This is a genomic window from Desulfoscipio sp. XC116, assembly GCF_039851975.1.
Lineage (GTDB): Bacteria > Bacillota > Desulfotomaculia > Desulfotomaculales > Desulfallaceae > Sporotomaculum.
Window position 1 is genome coordinate 3,494,569 of sequence record NZ_CP156660.1, and the last position, 17,131, is coordinate 3,511,699.

At 49.0% G+C, this 17,131-nt stretch carries 15 protein-coding genes; 8 read left to right on the forward strand and 7 right to left on the reverse strand.

Translation table 11 applies throughout. The features are described 5' to 3' along the window. Entirely contained in the window at nt 1-1,383 is a 1,383-nt protein-coding gene (locus ABDB91_RS16555; RefSeq protein ID WP_347488783.1) for a [Fe-Fe] hydrogenase large subunit C-terminal domain-containing protein, read from the forward strand. A 53-nt stretch (nt 1,384-1,436) separates the two neighbouring features. Here the strand turns inward: ABDB91_RS16555 and ABDB91_RS16560 are convergent, their stop codons facing one another. Continuing rightward, complete coding sequence (locus tag ABDB91_RS16560; RefSeq protein WP_347488784.1) at nt 1,437-2,354, reverse strand: selenium metabolism-associated LysR family transcriptional regulator; 918 nt, start codon at nt 2,352-2,354, stop codon at nt 1,437-1,439. A 358-nt stretch (nt 2,355-2,712) separates the two neighbouring features. On the opposite strand from ABDB91_RS16560, the gene shc reads away from it, so the two are divergent. Next, nucleotides 2,713-4,605 carry a squalene--hopene cyclase gene (gene shc / locus ABDB91_RS16565; protein WP_347488785.1) on the forward strand — a complete coding sequence of 631 codons (1,893 nt, stop codon included), beginning with the start codon at nt 2,713-2,715 and terminating at the stop codon, nt 4,603-4,605. Nucleotides 4,606-4,692: 87 nt separating this feature from the next. Here the strand turns inward: shc and ABDB91_RS16570 are convergent, their stop codons facing one another. Further along, nucleotides 4,693-5,322, reverse strand: coding sequence for an HAD hydrolase-like protein (locus tag ABDB91_RS16570; protein WP_347488786.1), 630 nt, complete (start codon nt 5,320-5,322; stop codon nt 4,693-4,695). A 345-nt stretch (nt 5,323-5,667) separates the two neighbouring features. Here ABDB91_RS16570 and ABDB91_RS16575 point away from each other — a divergent pair, with 345 nt between their 5' ends. Then, nucleotides 5,668-6,510 carry an isoprenyl transferase gene (locus tag ABDB91_RS16575; RefSeq protein WP_347488787.1) on the forward strand — a complete coding sequence of 281 codons (843 nt, stop codon included), beginning with the start codon at nt 5,668-5,670 and terminating at the stop codon, nt 6,508-6,510. 68 nt (nt 6,511-6,578) lie between these two features. Here the strand turns inward: ABDB91_RS16575 and nrfD are convergent, their stop codons facing one another. The 5 genes from nrfD to tatA all read right to left on the reverse strand — a co-directional run bounded on the left by nrfD (nt 6,579) and on the right by tatA (nt 11,828). Further along, nucleotides 6,579-7,763 carry an NrfD/PsrC family molybdoenzyme membrane anchor subunit gene (gene nrfD, locus ABDB91_RS16580; RefSeq protein ID WP_347488788.1) on the reverse strand — a complete coding sequence of 395 codons (1,185 nt, stop codon included), beginning with the start codon at nt 7,761-7,763 and terminating at the stop codon, nt 6,579-6,581. A gap of 24 nt (nt 7,764-7,787) precedes the next feature. Beyond that, nucleotides 7,788-8,573: a 4Fe-4S dicluster domain-containing protein gene (locus ABDB91_RS16585; RefSeq protein WP_347488789.1), complete on the reverse strand. Its 786-nt coding sequence runs from the start codon at nt 8,571-8,573 to the stop codon at nt 7,788-7,790. Between the two features lie 213 nt (nt 8,574-8,786). Further along, a complete protein-coding gene (locus ABDB91_RS16590; RefSeq protein ID WP_347488790.1) occupies nt 8,787-10,358 on the reverse strand; it encodes a [FeFe] hydrogenase, group A in 1,572 nt (523 codons plus the stop codon). Nucleotides 10,359-10,671: 313 nt separating this feature from the next. Continuing rightward, a complete protein-coding gene (gene tatC, locus ABDB91_RS16595) occupies nt 10,672-11,451 on the reverse strand; it encodes a twin-arginine translocase subunit TatC (protein WP_347491635.1) in 780 nt (259 codons plus the stop codon). Between the two features lie 107 nt (nt 11,452-11,558). Continuing rightward, nucleotides 11,559-11,828: a twin-arginine translocase TatA/TatE family subunit gene (tatA, locus tag ABDB91_RS16600; protein ID WP_347488791.1), complete on the reverse strand. Its 270-nt coding sequence runs from the start codon at nt 11,826-11,828 to the stop codon at nt 11,559-11,561. A gap of 736 nt (nt 11,829-12,564) precedes the next feature. On the opposite strand from tatA, the gene ABDB91_RS16605 reads away from it, so the two are divergent. The 5 genes from ABDB91_RS16605 to tsaA all read left to right on the forward strand — a co-directional run bounded on the left by ABDB91_RS16605 (nt 12,565) and on the right by tsaA (nt 17,099). Beyond that, nucleotides 12,565-12,810, forward strand: a complete 246-nt coding sequence (locus ABDB91_RS16605; RefSeq protein WP_347491636.1) for a TM1266 family iron-only hydrogenase system putative regulator — start codon at nt 12,565-12,567, stop codon at nt 12,808-12,810. 42 nt (nt 12,811-12,852) lie between these two features. Further along, the gene (gene hydE / locus ABDB91_RS16610) at nt 12,853-13,920 is read left to right on the forward strand and encodes a [FeFe] hydrogenase H-cluster radical SAM maturase HydE (protein WP_347488792.1); all 1,068 of its coding nucleotides are present in this window, start codon (nt 12,853-12,855) and stop codon (nt 13,918-13,920) included. Nucleotides 13,921-14,112: 192 nt separating this feature from the next. Further along, complete coding sequence (hydG, locus tag ABDB91_RS16615) at nt 14,113-15,645, forward strand: [FeFe] hydrogenase H-cluster radical SAM maturase HydG (protein ID WP_347488793.1); 1,533 nt, start codon at nt 14,113-14,115, stop codon at nt 15,643-15,645. Nucleotides 15,646-15,898: 253 nt separating this feature from the next. Then, the gene (locus ABDB91_RS16620; protein ID WP_347488794.1) at nt 15,899-16,615 is read left to right on the forward strand and encodes a lytic transglycosylase domain-containing protein; all 717 of its coding nucleotides are present in this window, start codon (nt 15,899-15,901) and stop codon (nt 16,613-16,615) included. Between the two features lie 34 nt (nt 16,616-16,649). Then, nucleotides 16,650-17,099: a tRNA (N6-threonylcarbamoyladenosine(37)-N6)-methyltransferase TrmO gene (gene tsaA / locus ABDB91_RS16625; RefSeq protein ID WP_347488795.1), complete on the forward strand. Its 450-nt coding sequence runs from the start codon at nt 16,650-16,652 to the stop codon at nt 17,097-17,099. Nucleotides 17,100-17,131 lie beyond the last annotated feature (32 nt).

Sequence of the window (17,131 nt, forward strand, 5' to 3'; positions counted from 1 at the left end):
ATGTCCCGTTATTTTCACTCAGTCATGCTGGACCAGGATAAATGCAAGGGATGCACTAATTGCATTAAACACTGCCCCACGGAAGCCATCCGGGTACGCGAAGGACGAGCCGTCATTATTGAAGAACGCTGTATTGACTGCGGAGAATGTATTCGCATTTGCCCCAACCGGGCCAAGCTCGCCATCACCGACCCGCTGGAAAGACTGGCGGATTATCAATATACTATCGCTCTGCCGGCCCCGTCATTATATGCCCAGTTCGGTCCGGAAGTACTGCCCGGCAGCATCATCGGCGCTCTTTTAAGTATGGGCTTCGATGAAGTATATGAAGTAGCCGTAGGTGCCGTAGCCGTTTCCAATGCCCTACACCGTTATATCGAGAGCCAATCCGGACACCGGCCGGTGATTTCCTCGGCCTGCCCGGCGGTAGTGCGTTTAATGCAGGTTAGGTTTCCCGGCCTTCTGGAACACATAGCTCCCGTGGAAACCCCCATGGAAATATCAGCCCGTCTGGCCCGGGAAAAGGCGCGGCAAGAGCATGACCTTCCCGATAACGCAATCGGCGTATTTTTTATTACCCCCTGCCCAGCCAAGGTAACAGCTATTAAACAGCCTTTCGGGGAACGCTCCTATGTTGACGGGGCTTTTTCCATGTCCGCCATATACGGTGCTGTATTGCGCCATCTGCAAGACGTTGCAGACGCCCCCCCGGACAGTCTGTCACCGGCTCTGGGAGTAGGCTGGGGTAAAACCGGCGGCGAAAATCAAGCTATTAAAAAACACGCACTGCTGGCAGTGGATGGCATACACAATGTAATTAACGTACTGGAGGAGATTGAGCGGGGCGGGCTGACGGACATCCATTATATAGAGGCTCAGGCCTGCACCGGCGGGTGTATCGGCGGCCCGTTAACCCCACAGAATCCATTCGTAGCCCGGGTGCGCATGGAAAGACTGCTTAAGGTATTAGCCGCCGGCGAACGTCCCCTGCCCGCTTTCCCCGATGACCCGGAGTACTACCGCTTAGCCGGTCCGATACCCCCACGTCCCACGCTAAAGCTCAGCAGCGATATTAACCGGGCCATTGGTATGCTGGAGGAAGTGGAGCGCATCACCGCCGAACTGCCCGGCCTGGACTGCGGTTCCTGTGGATCTCCCAACTGCCGGGCGCTGGCGGAAGATATTGTCCGCGGCTACGCCGAAAGCTCTTACTGCGTATTTAAACTTAGAGAAAAGTTGCAGCTTTTAGCCAGGGAAATAGTGGACTTGGCCCATAAGCAGCCCCCGGCTATGGGGAAACCCGAAAAGCATAGTAAAGATTCCGCTATCCAAAACAAAAACGCGGATCAACAAGTCGGAAGAAAGGAAGGCACGGATCTTTGAGGCTCAGGCACAAGCCGTACCCACTTGCACGGGTCATGTTCCCCATGTGCTTGTCATTTAATAAACCGCTGCTTAATTTCCTCTTCACTAATAAAAGCACGGAAGGATCTCGTGACCAGGCTTTCCTGGTCGGGGCGGTTCCAGGCCAGGTATAACTCATAGCTTAGTTTAACCCCGGGCACGACCACCTCGCCTAAAGACCCCCTCTCCAGCAATTCAGCCGCCGCCCAGCGGGACACCACGCTGATGCCCAGCCCCAGGCGCACCGCATTAATCAACGCCTGGGTGCTGCCCAGTTCCAAAAGACTGGCGAACTGATCCAGGGTAACATTATGCTTTAAAAACTGTTCTTCCAGCGCCTGCCTGCTGCCTGAACCGGTTTCCCTGACCACAATAGACTCATTAGTCAGCGCAGCCGGCGGCATTTCTTTTCCCTTGATAGGATGCCAGGGTGGAGTAATCACCACCATGTGATCGGTCACCCACGGTTCACAATCCACCCCCTCGGCCTTGACGGGGTATCCTGTAATACCCATTTCCACTTCCCTATCCTTAAGCCACTGGACCACCTGGGCGCTGTCCCCCACCCTCAGACTGACCGATACCGCCGGGTATTGCTCCCGGAAACCGCCGATAATCATCGGCAGCAGCCATTCTCCGGCCACCGGAGTGGCCCCCAGCATCAGATGCCCGGCTTTGACCTCTCGCAAATCATCTATACCAGCCTTAATTTTGTTATACTGCCTGATCATCTGCGTGGCAATGGGATAAAGCAAACGCCCCGCCTCGGTGAGCACCACCTTTTTATCAGTGCGTTCAAAAAGCGAGATGCCCAGTTCTTCTTCCAAAGACTTGATTTGAAAACTCACTGCGGGTTGACTCATGTCCAGCTGCGCCGCCGCTTTGGTGAAATTTTTCAACCGGGCGATTAGTAAAAACGCTTCCAGCTGTTTAATATGCAATCTGATCACCTTGTTTAATTATAAACTTACTTTTAAACATATTGCCGTCTCATAACATTACAACTTTTCATGAACTTGACAATTTGTTCTATTATATCACCTTGTACGACTCATGCCCAGATTCCGGCCCATACCGAACAAGAATGATCCTGACCCAAATCGCCCGTCCAATCCGGTGCGAACTGCCCACAGGAACGGATGTCCGCGGGTTATTTATCGTTCTACACTACCGGCAATGCATCTTCCCATCTTGCCATATAAGGCCATAAATTTTTGGAGACGGTTTTCTGTAAAAATATACTTTTTTAGTGTCCCCAGTTGGCTTTTATCAGCATAAATTAAAGAAAAAGCAAAAGGGGTAGTTGCTTTGGCTACTTCCGATTTACATGCGCGAGTTTACGAAAAGATCGCCGGCATCACCAATTACCTGATGCATTCCCAGGCTGCGGACGGTTCATGGTGTTATTGTTTTGAAAGTGCAACCTTAACTGATTCATACATGATAATTCTTTTACGACATCTAAATATACAGGATAATACCCTCATTTATGAGCTGGGGCAAAGGATCATTTCCAAACAGGAACCTTCCGGTGCCTGGAAGCTTTTTTATGATGAACCGGAGGGCAATTTATCCGCTACTATCGAATGCTATTATGCTTTGCTTTTAACCGGCTGCAGAAGCAAGGACGACCCGCAAATGAAAAAAGCCCGGAATTTCATTCTTTCCAAGGGAGGACCCCACCAGGCCAGCTCACTAACCAAGGCGATGCTTGCCCTCACCGGCCATTACCCGTGGGAAAATACACCCAACCTCCCGGTAGAAATAATATTGCTGCCCACTTGGCTGCCAGTTAATTTTTATGATTTTGTTGGTTATGCCCGGGTTCACTTTGCGCCATTAATGATTTGCAGGGATAAACAGTTTATTCTTCCCCTGCCGGACGGTCCCGATCTTTCGGATTTATTTCCACCTTCCCCAACATCGCCGGTTGATCTGCCCGAGTTCTTGCCGCAAGCGATAAAATCGGGATTAAAAAACATTCCTCTGCCTTTGAACGAAATCCACTGCCTGGCCTTAAGCAAGATTGAAAGATATATGCTGGCCAGAACGGAGAAAGACGGAACGCTTTATTGTTATTTTACATCTACGTTCTTAATGATTTTTGCCTTACTGGCGCTGGGCTATGAATTAAGACACCCTGTTATAACCAAGGCAGTCGGCGGCTTAAAAACAATGACCTGCTTTACAGGCATTGATTATCACCAGCAGGAAACGACGTCCGCTATTTGGGACACTGCTTTAATTACTTATGCGCTGCAGGAGTCCGGGCTTCCTTGCCATCACCCCGCCATCAATAAAGCCGCCGCTTTTCTGTCAGCCAAACAGCACACCCGGTTCGGCGACTGGCAGATCCACAATCATCGGGGACGCCCCGGAGGCTGGGGGTTCTCCAGGACCAACACTATCAATCCGGACGTGGATGACACCGCTTACACATTACGAGCGCTGTACCGGCCGGCCGCTTACTTTCCTGAAACCCTCGGCGAAGCTTGGAAAGCCGGACTGGACTGGTTGTTGAGTATGCAAAATAGTGATGGCGGATGGCCGGCTTTTGAGAAGGAAACCGCAAAAAAATGGCTGGATTTTCTGCCCATACCCGACGCCAAATCGGCACTGACAGACCCTTCGGCAGCAGATTTAACGGGTAGAGCCCTAGAATTTTTAACTAATTACGCCGGGCTGTATTCCGGCAATCACGTCCGGCGAGGAATAGAATGGCTGCTGCGAAATCAGGAATCAAATGGCGCATGGTTCGGCCGGTGGGGAGTCACTTATATTTACGGCACCTGGGCGGCCATAACCGGACTGGTCGCGGCGGGTGTAAACCCGGGGCACAAAGCTATAAAGAAAGCTGTAAAATGGCTGCTATCCATTCAAAACCCCGATGGGGGTTGGGGCGAATCGTGTTTAAGCGATTTAGAAAAAAAATATATCCCGCTGGGGTTTAGCACCCCATCCCAGACAGCCTGGGCCATAGATGCCTTAATTACAGCCGGACTGCGCGATAACATCGCTATCACCCGGGGAACAGAAGCCCTTTTATTGCTTACGGCCGATAGCGGCGTTACTCCCGCCTATCCTACCGGAGCGGGCTTACCGGGAGGGTTTTACATTCATTACCACAGTTACCGCCACGTCTGGCCCCTGGTGGCTCTTGCCCATTATCTTAAGAGCCCGATTTTCATAAGCAACCCTTAATTTATGGAATAGGGAGCCCCTGTTGGCGGCTCCCTGAAATTTACTTGATTCAATATGTTTTTGAACTACTTACGAACAAATTCAGGGTTAGATTTTATAAGTAATAATGTTTAGAAGTTCCCCGGGAGTTTCAGCTATAAAATTAGGCTTACCGGTCGTTAGCAATTCTATGGAGTCATAACCCCACGCAACAGCAATAATTTTGACATTGTTTTTCCTACAAGCAATAATATCCCTGTATTCATCTCCGATGTAAACGATATCTTTTCCAACAAGATTATGTTTTTTTAAAAAAGCATTGATTGTCCATCCCTTCCCCATATAATGCCTTGACGTATAAATATCAGAAATATTAATATCATTTTCTTGGCAAAATTCACTGATAATATCTATTGAGTTGGAAGAAATAATACTAAGTTTTAATCCTTTTTCTTTTAATGCCCGAATAACTTTGTTGATGCCACTATATAAGCGCAATTGAGGCATAGTTTGTTGATATTTATTTTTCAGCTCGACATAAATCACAGGTATCATATAAACAGGCACGTTAATAGCTTTGCATCTCTCCAAAAGTGATAGCGAACGTAAGTTTTCGAACTCTTCCTCTTTTATTTTTCGGAATCTATATTTATCTGCTAATTGATTTAATAAATTAATAGCTGCATATCTGGAGTCTGCTATTGTTCCATCAAAGTCAAAAATAACATGTTTTATCATTGAATCTCCCTTTCATAAAATTGATTTTATACTTGGCAATAATTACCCTTCGCCGTTTCCCTAATTTATGCAAATAAAAGGTAAAGTGATACTGAAAAGCCGATAACCGTTTTCAGAATTTTTTTACAAGCAGTTTCCATATTATAAGTAACATCAATAGCAATTTAGCCGGTCTATTATAAGTCGCATTAATGAGGCATCGCATATGGCATTAAAAAATTAATTAAACTCTTTATTTTTATGAAAGCACTCCGCCGCTATACAACATATTATGTGCTATAAGCTTGTTAAATAATGGATCTATAGAAATTCGGGGTGTGTTTTCGAGGGGAGGCCTTTATAATAATGGAAAATCACAATGCTGACTTTAAACAGGCTGCTATTCAACAAAAAGAGCAAAACTTATTGGAGGTTATTGATAGCGATAAACTGCCCAGGCATATTGCCATTATCATGGACGGCAACGGCAGGTGGGCTCTTAAGCAGGGATTTCCCCGCTCCCAAGGCCACCGTGCGGGAATGGATGCTCTTAATGACATAGTAGATGTATGCTGTGATTTGAAAATCGAAGTGCTGACAGTCTACGGCTTCTCCACAGAGAACTGGAGAAGGCCCCAGGGTGAAATAGATTATCTGATGAGTTTGACAATTGAATACTTAAATAGGAAACTCGAGGAATTGTGTGCAAAAAAGATAAGAGTCAACCCCATTGGCAATTTAGAAGAGTTTCCGAAGCCGGTCCGGGATATCCTGGCTAAATCTGCCAAGCAAAGCCGGGATAATAAGAAGCTAATCTTTAACTTGGCTCTGAACTACGGAGGACGTATAGAAATAACCGACGCAGTCCGCTCCATCGCCAGGGCTGTTGAGGCGGGTTCTTTGCAAGCCAGTCAGATTGATATCCAAACAGTGTCTGAGCATCTGTATACTGCCGGTCAACCAGAGCCGGATTTATTAATCCGAACCGGCGGTGATTTCAGAATCAGCAATTTCTTGCTATGGCAATTGGCTTACAGCGAAATCTGGGTTACAGACCTAATGTGGCCGGACTTCCGGCGGCAGCATTTATTGAAAGCTTTAGTTGACTACCAGCGACGGGAGCGCCGCTTCGGAGGTTTAGCGGATATATTTTGCCGCAGCATTAACAAGGACACAAGTCCGGACTTATGCATCAGGGAGCCCCGGTAAGAGGGCTCCCTGACGCATACCTCAAGCAATTGTATTTTCCATTGAAGAATGTTTCCCTTTAAAAGCTTTTATACGGAATATTTGACCGCCCCTTTATCCTCAGCCGGTACATTGGAATCAGTTGCCCGGCCATGCCGGTGTTTAGGAAGGATATTGAAATTTTCTACGACGAACAGATAACCAAGCACACCAATGGCTATCAAACCAATGCTGACCAACCACTCGATCACGGAGGGGAAGTAAAAACCGCCCATAAAACCGGACATACCGGTAAATACAACATTCATCCGGTTAATAATGACACCCGCCACCACCAGCACCCCGAAGGTCACCAAGCCACCCTTGCTGGCGCGCAGCTTCGGACTGAAACATATAATGATAGGAATGATTATACCGGCCACCATTTCCAGCAGAAACATGTTACCTTCCAAATTACCCTGGAAAACCAGTCCGGCAGCCCCGCGGTACACCAGGTCGACCACTTTCATTACGAGGTAAACCAGCATCATATAACCGGACACCTTAATCAAAGACTGCAAAACACCAAGGTCGACCTTATGCCCATGCGCCCTGCCTGCCAGCATAGTCTCCACAGTTACCATCGCCGGTCCCACAAAGAAGGACGACATTAAAAAGAACACCGGCAGCAGCATGGACCACCAAAGCGGGTACAGCTTGCCCACCTCAATCACATACAGCGAGCCCAACGAAGACTGGTGCAGCGTGGGCAGCAACACACCAATAATCAGCAGCACGGGCATGATTTTTTTGAAAATTCCATGCCAGCGTTTTTGCACCTTTTCAGTAGCCACCTCGCCGAATTCAAGCAGCTGAATCATTGTATACAGTGATATGCACCAAAACACTTCAAACAAAACACTATGATAACCCCAGGAAACAAACGGGCGCCAGAAGTTGAACCAACGGCCGATATCCATAAATAACCCGGCCATCACCAATAAATAACCGATTAACGAAGTTAACATAGCACTGCGGGCAATGGGACTAAATTTTTTTATGCCCATGATGTGCACTAAAAGCGCCGTGCTGTAACCACCGCCGGCCAACGCCACGCCGGTAAGCACATCAAAACCGATCCACAGACCCCAGGGCCATTCATTGTTTAGATTGGTAGCACTGCCCAGCCCGAACACCAGCCTGTACACCATCAGCAGCATACCCAGCGCACCCAGCACCAGCAACACATACCTGGTGGGGGTCATAGGAAAACGCCATTTATCACTAGTGGCCATCACAAAGCCTCCCTGTCGATTAGTTTAACCGTTATCTTTACCGGACTTATTTTCCCGAGCAATTTCGTTGCGCCGACGGTTGTACACGTACATGCCGGTTAGCAGTGCTCCCCAGCCCAGTCCCACGGCCGGCGTCAAGCTCAGTATACTTTCGGTATACTGGGGCAGCGGCCTGGTAGTGATGTTGGTGCGGAAGCCCAATGCTTCAAAAGGCACATCCGATATATACAGCCAGGCCGTGCCCCCGGCCTCTTTTTCACCATAGATATGCTTTATGTAGCTGCTGTCGCTGTTTATTTTTTCGCGGGCCTGGCTTAGCAGATTATGGCGATCGCCATAAGTAAGCGCGCCCGCCGGACATACACCTACACAGGCCGGGCTTTCACCCGCATGCAAGCGATCCGAGCACATCTGGCATTTGCGTACCTGGGGAAAAGTCTTATCCCACTCATATTTGGGAATATTAAACGGACAGGCCAGCATGCAATACCGGCAGCCCACACATAAATTTGCATCGTACACCACCGGGCCATCCTTGGTCTTTTTAATAGCCTTGGAAAAACAAGCCGAAGCACAGGCCGGCTCCTCGCAGTGCAGACACTGGTTTTTAACAAACCGCCACACTGATTCATTACCCTTCTTAGTTTCCACTTTATTAACTACAGTCCAGTTCTCCGCATCAAGGCTTGCTTCACCGCCTTTATCCGAAGCGGTCCGAGTATATTGCAATTTGTTCCACATTTTACAGGCCACCATACAACTGCCACAGCCCACGCACTTGGTGAGGTCAACTAATACTCCCTTTGACAAACCATTCACCCGCCTTGTCAGAAATTCTTTTAACATATTAATAATTGCAATTAATCAGTCGGTAAAAATATTAAACCCTGTAAACTACTTTAATTGCCAACTAATCACTATCCGGCCGGAAATTGATAAGTTATTTCGCAAACGGAGTTAACCGGTAATATATAAGGGATAGCAACTATAAAACCAGCAATTAATAGGTAGATTTAATTTCCGTCAGGCTGTGAGCTGTTTAGCTTTTTTGCCCCGGTCGGTATAGCTGGTATGCAGCAGTTCCTCGGCCAGTTCACTCATCGGATGCTCCAGGAAGTTCTGATACAAGGCAAGCACCTCGGAGTTTTCATGGCTCTCACGCCACTGCATGCGAGCATCCGCTTGATACAGGCTGTTAATCCTCTGCATGCGCACCTCGTCGGAGGGCGGCACTGCGGACCGGGGCTGCCCGCCTCCGCTAATGCACCCGCCGGGACAGCACATGAATTCCACAAAATGCCAGGGCGCGTTACCCTTACGCACTGCTTCCAACACCTGCCGGCCATTACTCATACCGTGACAGACCGCCACCTTCACCGTACCCACGCCGGGCACATCTACCGCCGCCTCTTTAACCCCTTCCAAGCCGCGCACCGGAGTAAGGGTCAAAAGATTGGCCGGAGGCTGCTGCTGAGTAATGAAGTAATACGCGGAACGCACCGCCGCCTCCATCACGCCACCCGTAGCGCCGAAAATAATTGCGCCGCCGGTGCTTTTACCCAACAGGGGGTCATAGTTTTGTTCCGGCAATTTGTTCAAATCAATGCCTTGCTGCTTGATTAGCCGGGCCAGTTCGCGGGTAGTTAATACTGCATCCATATCCCGCATATTCTGTTTATTCCAATAGTGAGCGCTGCTGTTCATTTCCGGGCGCTGAACCTCAAATTTTTTGGCGGTGCAGGGCATAATGGATACCGAAACGATGTTTTCCGGGTTAATGTTTTTCATCTTAGCATAGTACGTTTTGACCAGCGCACCCAGCATCTGCTGAGGTGATTTACAGCTGGACATGTGGGGCAGCAAGTCCGGGTAGAAATATTCACAAAACTTTACCCAGCCCGGGCTGCAGGAGGTGAACTGGGGCAGCGGCTTATTTATATCTCCCTTGATCCGCTTAATCAGTTCCGTAGCCTCTTCCATAATAGTTAAATCAGCTGAAAAATTGGTATCAAACACCGCGTCGAAGCCCAAACGTTTTAAAGCCGCTACTTGCTGGCCCATCACCCAGGTGCCCGGAGCCAGCCCGAACTCCTCGCCCAGCGCCACTCTGGTGGCCGGAGCAGTTTGTACTACTACATGTTTGTCGGGGTCCTGCAGAGCCTGCAGTACTTTTTGAGTATCATCCCGCTCGGTAATAGCTGCGGTGGGACACCACAGCGCACACTGTCCGCAGTTAACGCATACCATTTCATCCGCAAGCGGCAGGCCATAATGACCAAAAACCGATTGGATGTTTTTGCATACCTCCAGGCACTGCCCGCATAAAATGCATTTTTCATCGTCCCGAACAATGGATGGATTATCCGGAGTAATGGGCACCCGCCCCCGCACCTGGGCCGGCCAGGCTCCCCGCCCTTGGTATTGCTGGGGCAGCCAGCCGTCCCCACCGGCTTGTCCCGCTACAGTTGAGGCACCGCACCCGGCCAGGCTCACCGTAATGCCGGCCAGTCCCAACCCTCCCATCATTCTTAGAAAAGACCGCCTGGTTACTTGCTTTTCCAGCCGCAGCTCATCATCTTTGACACGGTCGTCCATAATATACCTCCTTAAGGTCATACTTAAACCTTATAGCTATCCTTAAAAAGCTATTCCCAAAAAATTCAAATCACCATCTACGCTGTGCTTTGCAGTTGCCATTTTAATGTGCCTGTTAACGTGCCTGCGATTGTCATTGCAAGCGCAAGCAAAGCAATCTCAGACCCCGAAGCAGGTCTCCAAAGAAATGCGGGCTGCAAAACAGAGATTGCTTCGCCGCCTCACTCCTCGCAATGGCAGCGCCGCAGGCTGTATTCACAGCAATAACAGACCAAGGTACTGCGTTTGCCGGCACAGCCGTCTATCTAATATATTATTTAGCCGTCAGTCCCCTGCGCATGACCTTGCGCAGCAAGCGTTTAAAAAATGCCTTCAAATTAAATGTTTTTCCAGCCTGTTTGCGATACTTCATCCATTCTACCAGGCGGACTATAGTAGCGCTGATTTCGTATAAAAGATACATGGGGGCCGCAAAAAGCAATACTGTAAATATGTCGGGAGAGGCCACCAGGGCAGCGGCAATCACAACCGCGGCCACGATAGCTATTTTTCGTCCCTTAACCATCATCCGGTAGTTGATAATGCCCAGCCTGGCCAGAAAATAACCGGCCAAAGGCAATTCAAAGACTAACCCGAAAGGCAGCAAAAAGTTTAAAGTAAAGGAAACGTATTTGCCGATAGTCAGCATGGGCACAAGTTCAGCGCCCCCGTAGCGCAGTAAAAAGGTAACACACATACGGAAAACGACAAGAAAGCCGAAGGCCACGCCGCCAATAAAAAGCAAAAAGGAAACCAATATAAAAAAGGTGAAATAAATGCGCTCCAGCTTACGCAAAGCAGGAATGATAAACCCCCAAAACTGCCAGAGAGTTACCGGCAAAGATGCTAAAAATCCCAGGAAAAAGGCCAGTTTTATTTTAGTCATTATTGCTTCGGTGACACCGATGTAGATTATCTTATTACCGGTGCCGGTTACCGGTTCCAGCAATATCCTGAGTACGGGATCGCTTAAAAACCAGCACACCACCGCCATGGCAAAAGTGGATATTATCGAGACGATAATTACCCGGCGCAGTTCCTCCAGGTGCTGCATTACCGACATCTCTTCATATTGGGCTGTTTGCTGGTTTTTTATTTGCACCGCCCCCTTTGCTTATAATGGTAGGCCCGGAAAACTGCGTCCCGCCTTAAACCGGGCTGTTATTGTGCATTGGTGCCGGTGCTTTGCGGAGCATTTTGTACAGAGGCGGCTACATTACCGGCTCCGTCCTTTGTCAGCACATCTAATTCTTTTTTGTTTGGTTTACTCTCTTTGCTTTCCTCATCTTCAGCAGCAAAAGAGTTCCTCATGTCCCGCATTGCCTTGCCCATAGCTTTGGCGGCATCAGGCAATTTGCCGGGCCCAAAAACAATGAGTACTACCACGAGAATGAGAATCAGATGAGTAGGTTGAAAGAGTCCGTTAAACATCCTTACCCCTCCTTTGAAATGTTATATTGGTACCGGAAAAATTTACTTATAAAATAGGTTTAATAAATAAAATTTATTGTTAAACTAACGTTACGATAAGTATAGTTAATCGTTATTGATTTATTATACTTATTATAATATTGCTTTTTGCCGGAAAAATCAACAATTAATTAACTGAGAATTAACGTCAAAGTTACAGCCCGCCAAACTTTTTATAAACCTTAGGTGGTGACAATAGCCCACAACAGTTCACAACAGTCCACAGAAAGCAAAATACCGCCACCAAGGCAGTATTAAGTATTTGATGCCTCTTTCACCTACGACAATATTGCTTGCCAGTTAAGTAACCGGTATATATAATAACTTTAACTGAATTAAAAACATAATAATATCTAACCGATGGCAGGGTTGACAACCTGCCCGGAAGGATTAATCTGAACCTTTTATGACTTCACCCTGAGGCAAACAGGTACCGGCGATACTGCGGTCAAGGGGGCAAGGTTTTATATGCTTGCCTTTTTAAACAGCCTGTTTATCTTATATTAGGAGAAAACAGGCTGTTTATTTTTTAATAGAAGCCCGCCTCTAACGGTTAAATCATTAAAAATAAAGACATCATGGACATACCGTTATAGGTGAATATCATACAGCTGCGCAAAAGAAAGAAATGTTTTACCGGCTGCGGGCTTATAGCCCTCAGCTTCGATAACATGCAAAGGAGGTGTGGTTTATGGTCATGGAAAGGCGGATCGGTGTTATTGGTATTGTGGTTGAAAACCGGGAGCAGGCTCCTAAAATTAATGCCATATTAAGCAGCTATGGTGAAGTAATCGTAGGGCGCATGGGTATTCCCTACCGTGAAAGGGATCTGTCCGTTATTTCACTCATAGTGGACGGCAGCACTGACGAAATAGGCGCTTTAACCGGCAAATTAGGGAATATAAGCGGTGTACGGGTGAAAAGCGCACTGGTAACCCGCTAAAAATCCCGTCATATACAGCCAAAGACTGGAGTTGACCCGGCTATGAATTCTTTTCAAGACTCCCTGCAAAGCTTATCAACCGGCTCGCCACCGAATGAGGAACAAATTACAGCCCTGCTGTCCGCCAATGCCGAGCAAATGCCGGCGCTTCTGTCCGCGGCAGATAAGGCGCGCAGGCGGGGAGTGGGCGATGCGGTGCACCTTAGGGCCATCATTGAGTTTTCCAACTACTGTCGTAAAAATTGCCTGTACTGCGGCTTACGTCGGGATAATCGCTCCCTGACCCGTTACCGCCTAACCGAACAGCAAATACTGGATGCCGCCGGTGAGGCGGCCGCCCTGGGGTTCCGCACGGTAGTGCTGCAATCGGGCGAAGATTTATATTACACCCCGACAGTTATTGCCCGAATAATTGAACGAGTCAAAAACAAATACGATCTGGCCGTCACTTTGTCGCTGGGTGAGCACAGCCGGCAAACTTATAAAACCTGGCGCGAGGCCGGGGCCGACCGTTACCTGATCAAGCAGGAAACCGCGGACGAACAGCTTTTTAAACGTCTAAAGCCTGATACCAGCCTGTCCCGCCGGGTGCAATGTTTGTGCTGGCTCGGAGAACTGGGCTACCAGACCGGATCGGGGAATATGGTGGGACTGCCGGGACAAAGCCTGCATACTCTGGCCCGGGATATACTGCTCATGCGAAAGCTTGACGTGGACATGGCAGGTATCGGCCCCTTTTTACCCCACCCGGCCACACCGCTTAAGAACGCCGCACCGGGCAATCTGGAGCTCACTTTAAAGACACTGGCCATAACCAGGCTTTACCTGCCACAGACTCACCTGCCCGCAACCACGGCATTGTGCACATTGGCCAAGGACGGACGCAGACTGGCTCTGAGCGGCGGAGCCAACGTAATTATGCCTAATTTGACTCCCCCGGCTGTGCGGGATAAATATTTAATTTACCCTCAAAAAGCCGATATCGGTGAAAAGCCCGCCCGGGCGCTGGCCGACATAACCGCTTTACTGGCCGATCTGGGCAGGCCGCTGGCCGGAGACCGGGGACATGCCGTGAAAAACAAACCAATGGCTTACCCGGAGCTGGCTTAATTGGGAGTATGCTCCCGGAATACTAAATGAGTACGGAATTTAGCTCCGTATACAATCTAACTATTATCAACGCAGTATAACTAAGTAATACCGGTCAGTCAGCGCAGGATTAGACTGAACATATTTATCTGTTATGAGCATATGCGACATATGCTTTATCCAGCAAAGGAGTTTATTAAGGGAGGTTATTAAATGCCCACTATGCAAGCTGACTTCATTAACGAACAGCGGATCAACACTTTTTTAACTGAGGCCCGGCAGGCGGACAAAGCCTGCGCAAAACGCATTATTGAAAAGGCACGTCAGGCCCGGGGGCTGACGCCCTATGAGTGCGCCGTACTGTTACACATTGAAGACCTCGAATTATTGGAGGAAATGTACCGGGTGGCCCGCCTGATCAAAGAAGGGATTTACGGACGGCGGCTGGTGCTTTTTGCACCCCTGTATATCAGCAACTTCTGCATTAATAACTGCGCATACTGCGGCTACCGGCGCGACAACCGATTCACCAGGCGGCGTCTGACTATGGAGGAACTGCGGAAAGAGGTCAAAGTGCTGGAAGCATTGGGGCACAAGCGGCTGGCCCTGGAAGCCGGGGAAGATCCCCAAAACTGTCCCATAGAGTATGTACTCGAATCTATTAAAAACATATATGCGGTAAAAGAAGCCAACGGCAGCATTCGGCGGGTCAACGTCAACATCGCCGCTACGACGGTGGAAAACTACCGGCTGCTAAAGGAAGCCGGCATCGGCACCTATATTTTGTTCCAGGAAACCTATCACCGAAAAACCTACGCCAATACGCACCCCAGCGGCCCCAAGCACGACTACGACTACCATACCACGGCTATGGACCGGGCCATGCAGGGCGGCATTGATGATGTAGGCGTGGGAGTACTGTTCGGCCTGTACGACTACAAATATGAGGTACTGGCCTTGTTGCTGCACGCCCTGCACCTGGAGGAAGCCTTCGGCGTTGGCCCGCACACCATATCGGTGCCCCGCCTGCGACCGGCACAGGGCGTTAATTACGACAATTTCCCTTATTTAGTAGATGATGCGGCTTTTAAAAAGATCATTGCTGTTCTGCGTCTGGCCGTGCCCTATACCGGCATGATTTTGTCCACCCGGGAACGGGCCGAGTTCCGGGATGAGCTGCTTACCGTGGGCATATCTCAAATCAGTGCCGGCTCCTGCACCGGGGTGGGCGGCTACCAGCAAGAGCACATACGCCAATCCACCGGCACCTGCACATATGACGGCAATGCAAGCGGCAATAGTGATACCGATAACAGTATAGGCAAGATTTGCAGTGATAACAGCGGCGGCGGCAGTGACAGCGGCAACGGCGGCGCAAGCAGTAATACCAGCGATGAAGCGCCGCAGTTCCAAATTGAAGACCACCGCAGCCCGGATGAAATGCTGCGCAGCGTCTGTCTCTCAGGCTATATCCCCAGCTTCTGCACCGCCTGTTACCGCAGCGGACGTACCGGCGACAGATTTATGCCTCTGGCTAAAAGCGGGCAAATTCAAAATGTCTGCCAGCCCAATGCTATTTTAACTTTCAAGGAATTCTTGGTGGATTACGCGTCCCCCGAGACCCGGGCAGTGGGTGAGAAAACCATCCATAAGCACCTGACTGAAATCACCAACCCTAAAATCCGCCGGCTGACTGAAGAACGTCTAAAACTAATTGAGCAAGGTCAAAGAGATTTTTATTTTTAGCAGCCGCTACCGCCATCGCCAGTAGCAACTGCCGGCTGGCGCCCGGTGTTGAAAAAAGATTAAATAATCTTTCAACACCGGGCATCAAAGCAGGAATTGGCAACATTAAGTATAATTATATTAATTAGTTACTGTTACTACCGGCCCCATAGCCGGGATGAATCTATACCCACTACGGCCATTGATTTCTTTATTATCAGACCGGCCGACCGGTTATTTTAATGTTTTTAAACTAACGGGAGATAAGAAAGATATGGATTTAAAGATTGAAACACTGGTAAGATCGCTTTTTATGGAAATGCTGTCGTCCTCATTATCCGGCGAAAACCAAACTGACAGCGCCCTCACCACGGATCTGAATTTTTCCGATGTTTTATTAACAGCCCTTTTACGTCAGGGAATAAACCCGTCGCCGCCTGCCCCGCTTAATCTATTGACAGCCGGCAATGCTTGGCAGCTAATCGCTCAGAGCCATACAACAAACGGCTATCAGGCAAGTAAAGGTTATTCAGCCGGCACTAACGATCCTATCCCCGGTGCCTATCAAAGAGCTGCCGGTGCCCATACAGTCACCGGAGCCACTAAGTCGGGACTGGAAGAAATGATAGAACAGGTGGCTTTGAAATACGGCGTAGATCAAGCACTGGTCAAGTCAGTGGTACAGACAGAATCCGGCTTTAACCCCCGAGCGGTTTCCAGAGCGGGAGCTATGGGACTGATGCAGCTTATGCCCGAAACGGCCGCCTCGCTTGGCGTCACTAATCCTCTGGACCCGGCACAAAATTTAGACGGCGGGGTACGTTATTTGAAACAAATGTTAAACCGCTACGACGGCAACGTCTCCCTGGCACTGGCCGCTTATAACGCCGGTCCCGGAACCGTGGACAAGGCCGGCGGTGTCCCCAATTACCGGGAAACGCACAATTACATACAAAAGGTAGCTAAAAACAGAGTTAACTTTGTAGTGTAAGAAATATAATACCGAGGTTTGAAGGGGGGAAAACATGCAACTACAACCTATCGGCTGCATCCATACCCCGTATAAAAAATCAGGCGAGGCACCAAAACAGGGACGGTATTCCCGGGAAAACTGCATCATAGAGATACTTCCGCCGTATATCCCCGGGTTAAAAGATATAACTGAAGCCTCTCACCTTATCGTATTGTATTGGTGCGACCGGGCCGACCGGGAAAAACTGCAGACCAAAACACCCTATAGTGATGCAATCAGAGGAGTGTTCGCCTGCCGGTCACCATCCCGGCCCAACCCCATCGCCTTCTGCATCGTCGAGCTACTGGCCGTTGACGGAAATAAGCTCAGCGTGCGGGGACTGGATGCCCTGGACGGCAGCCCGCTTTTGGATATTAAACCATACTCGCCAAATATTGACGCATTGCCCAACGCCAAACTAAAATGGCTGCAAGACTCCCTGCCGGCCGGGGGCAACCAATAAGCCCCCGGTAACGAGATGTATTGAACCGGCAA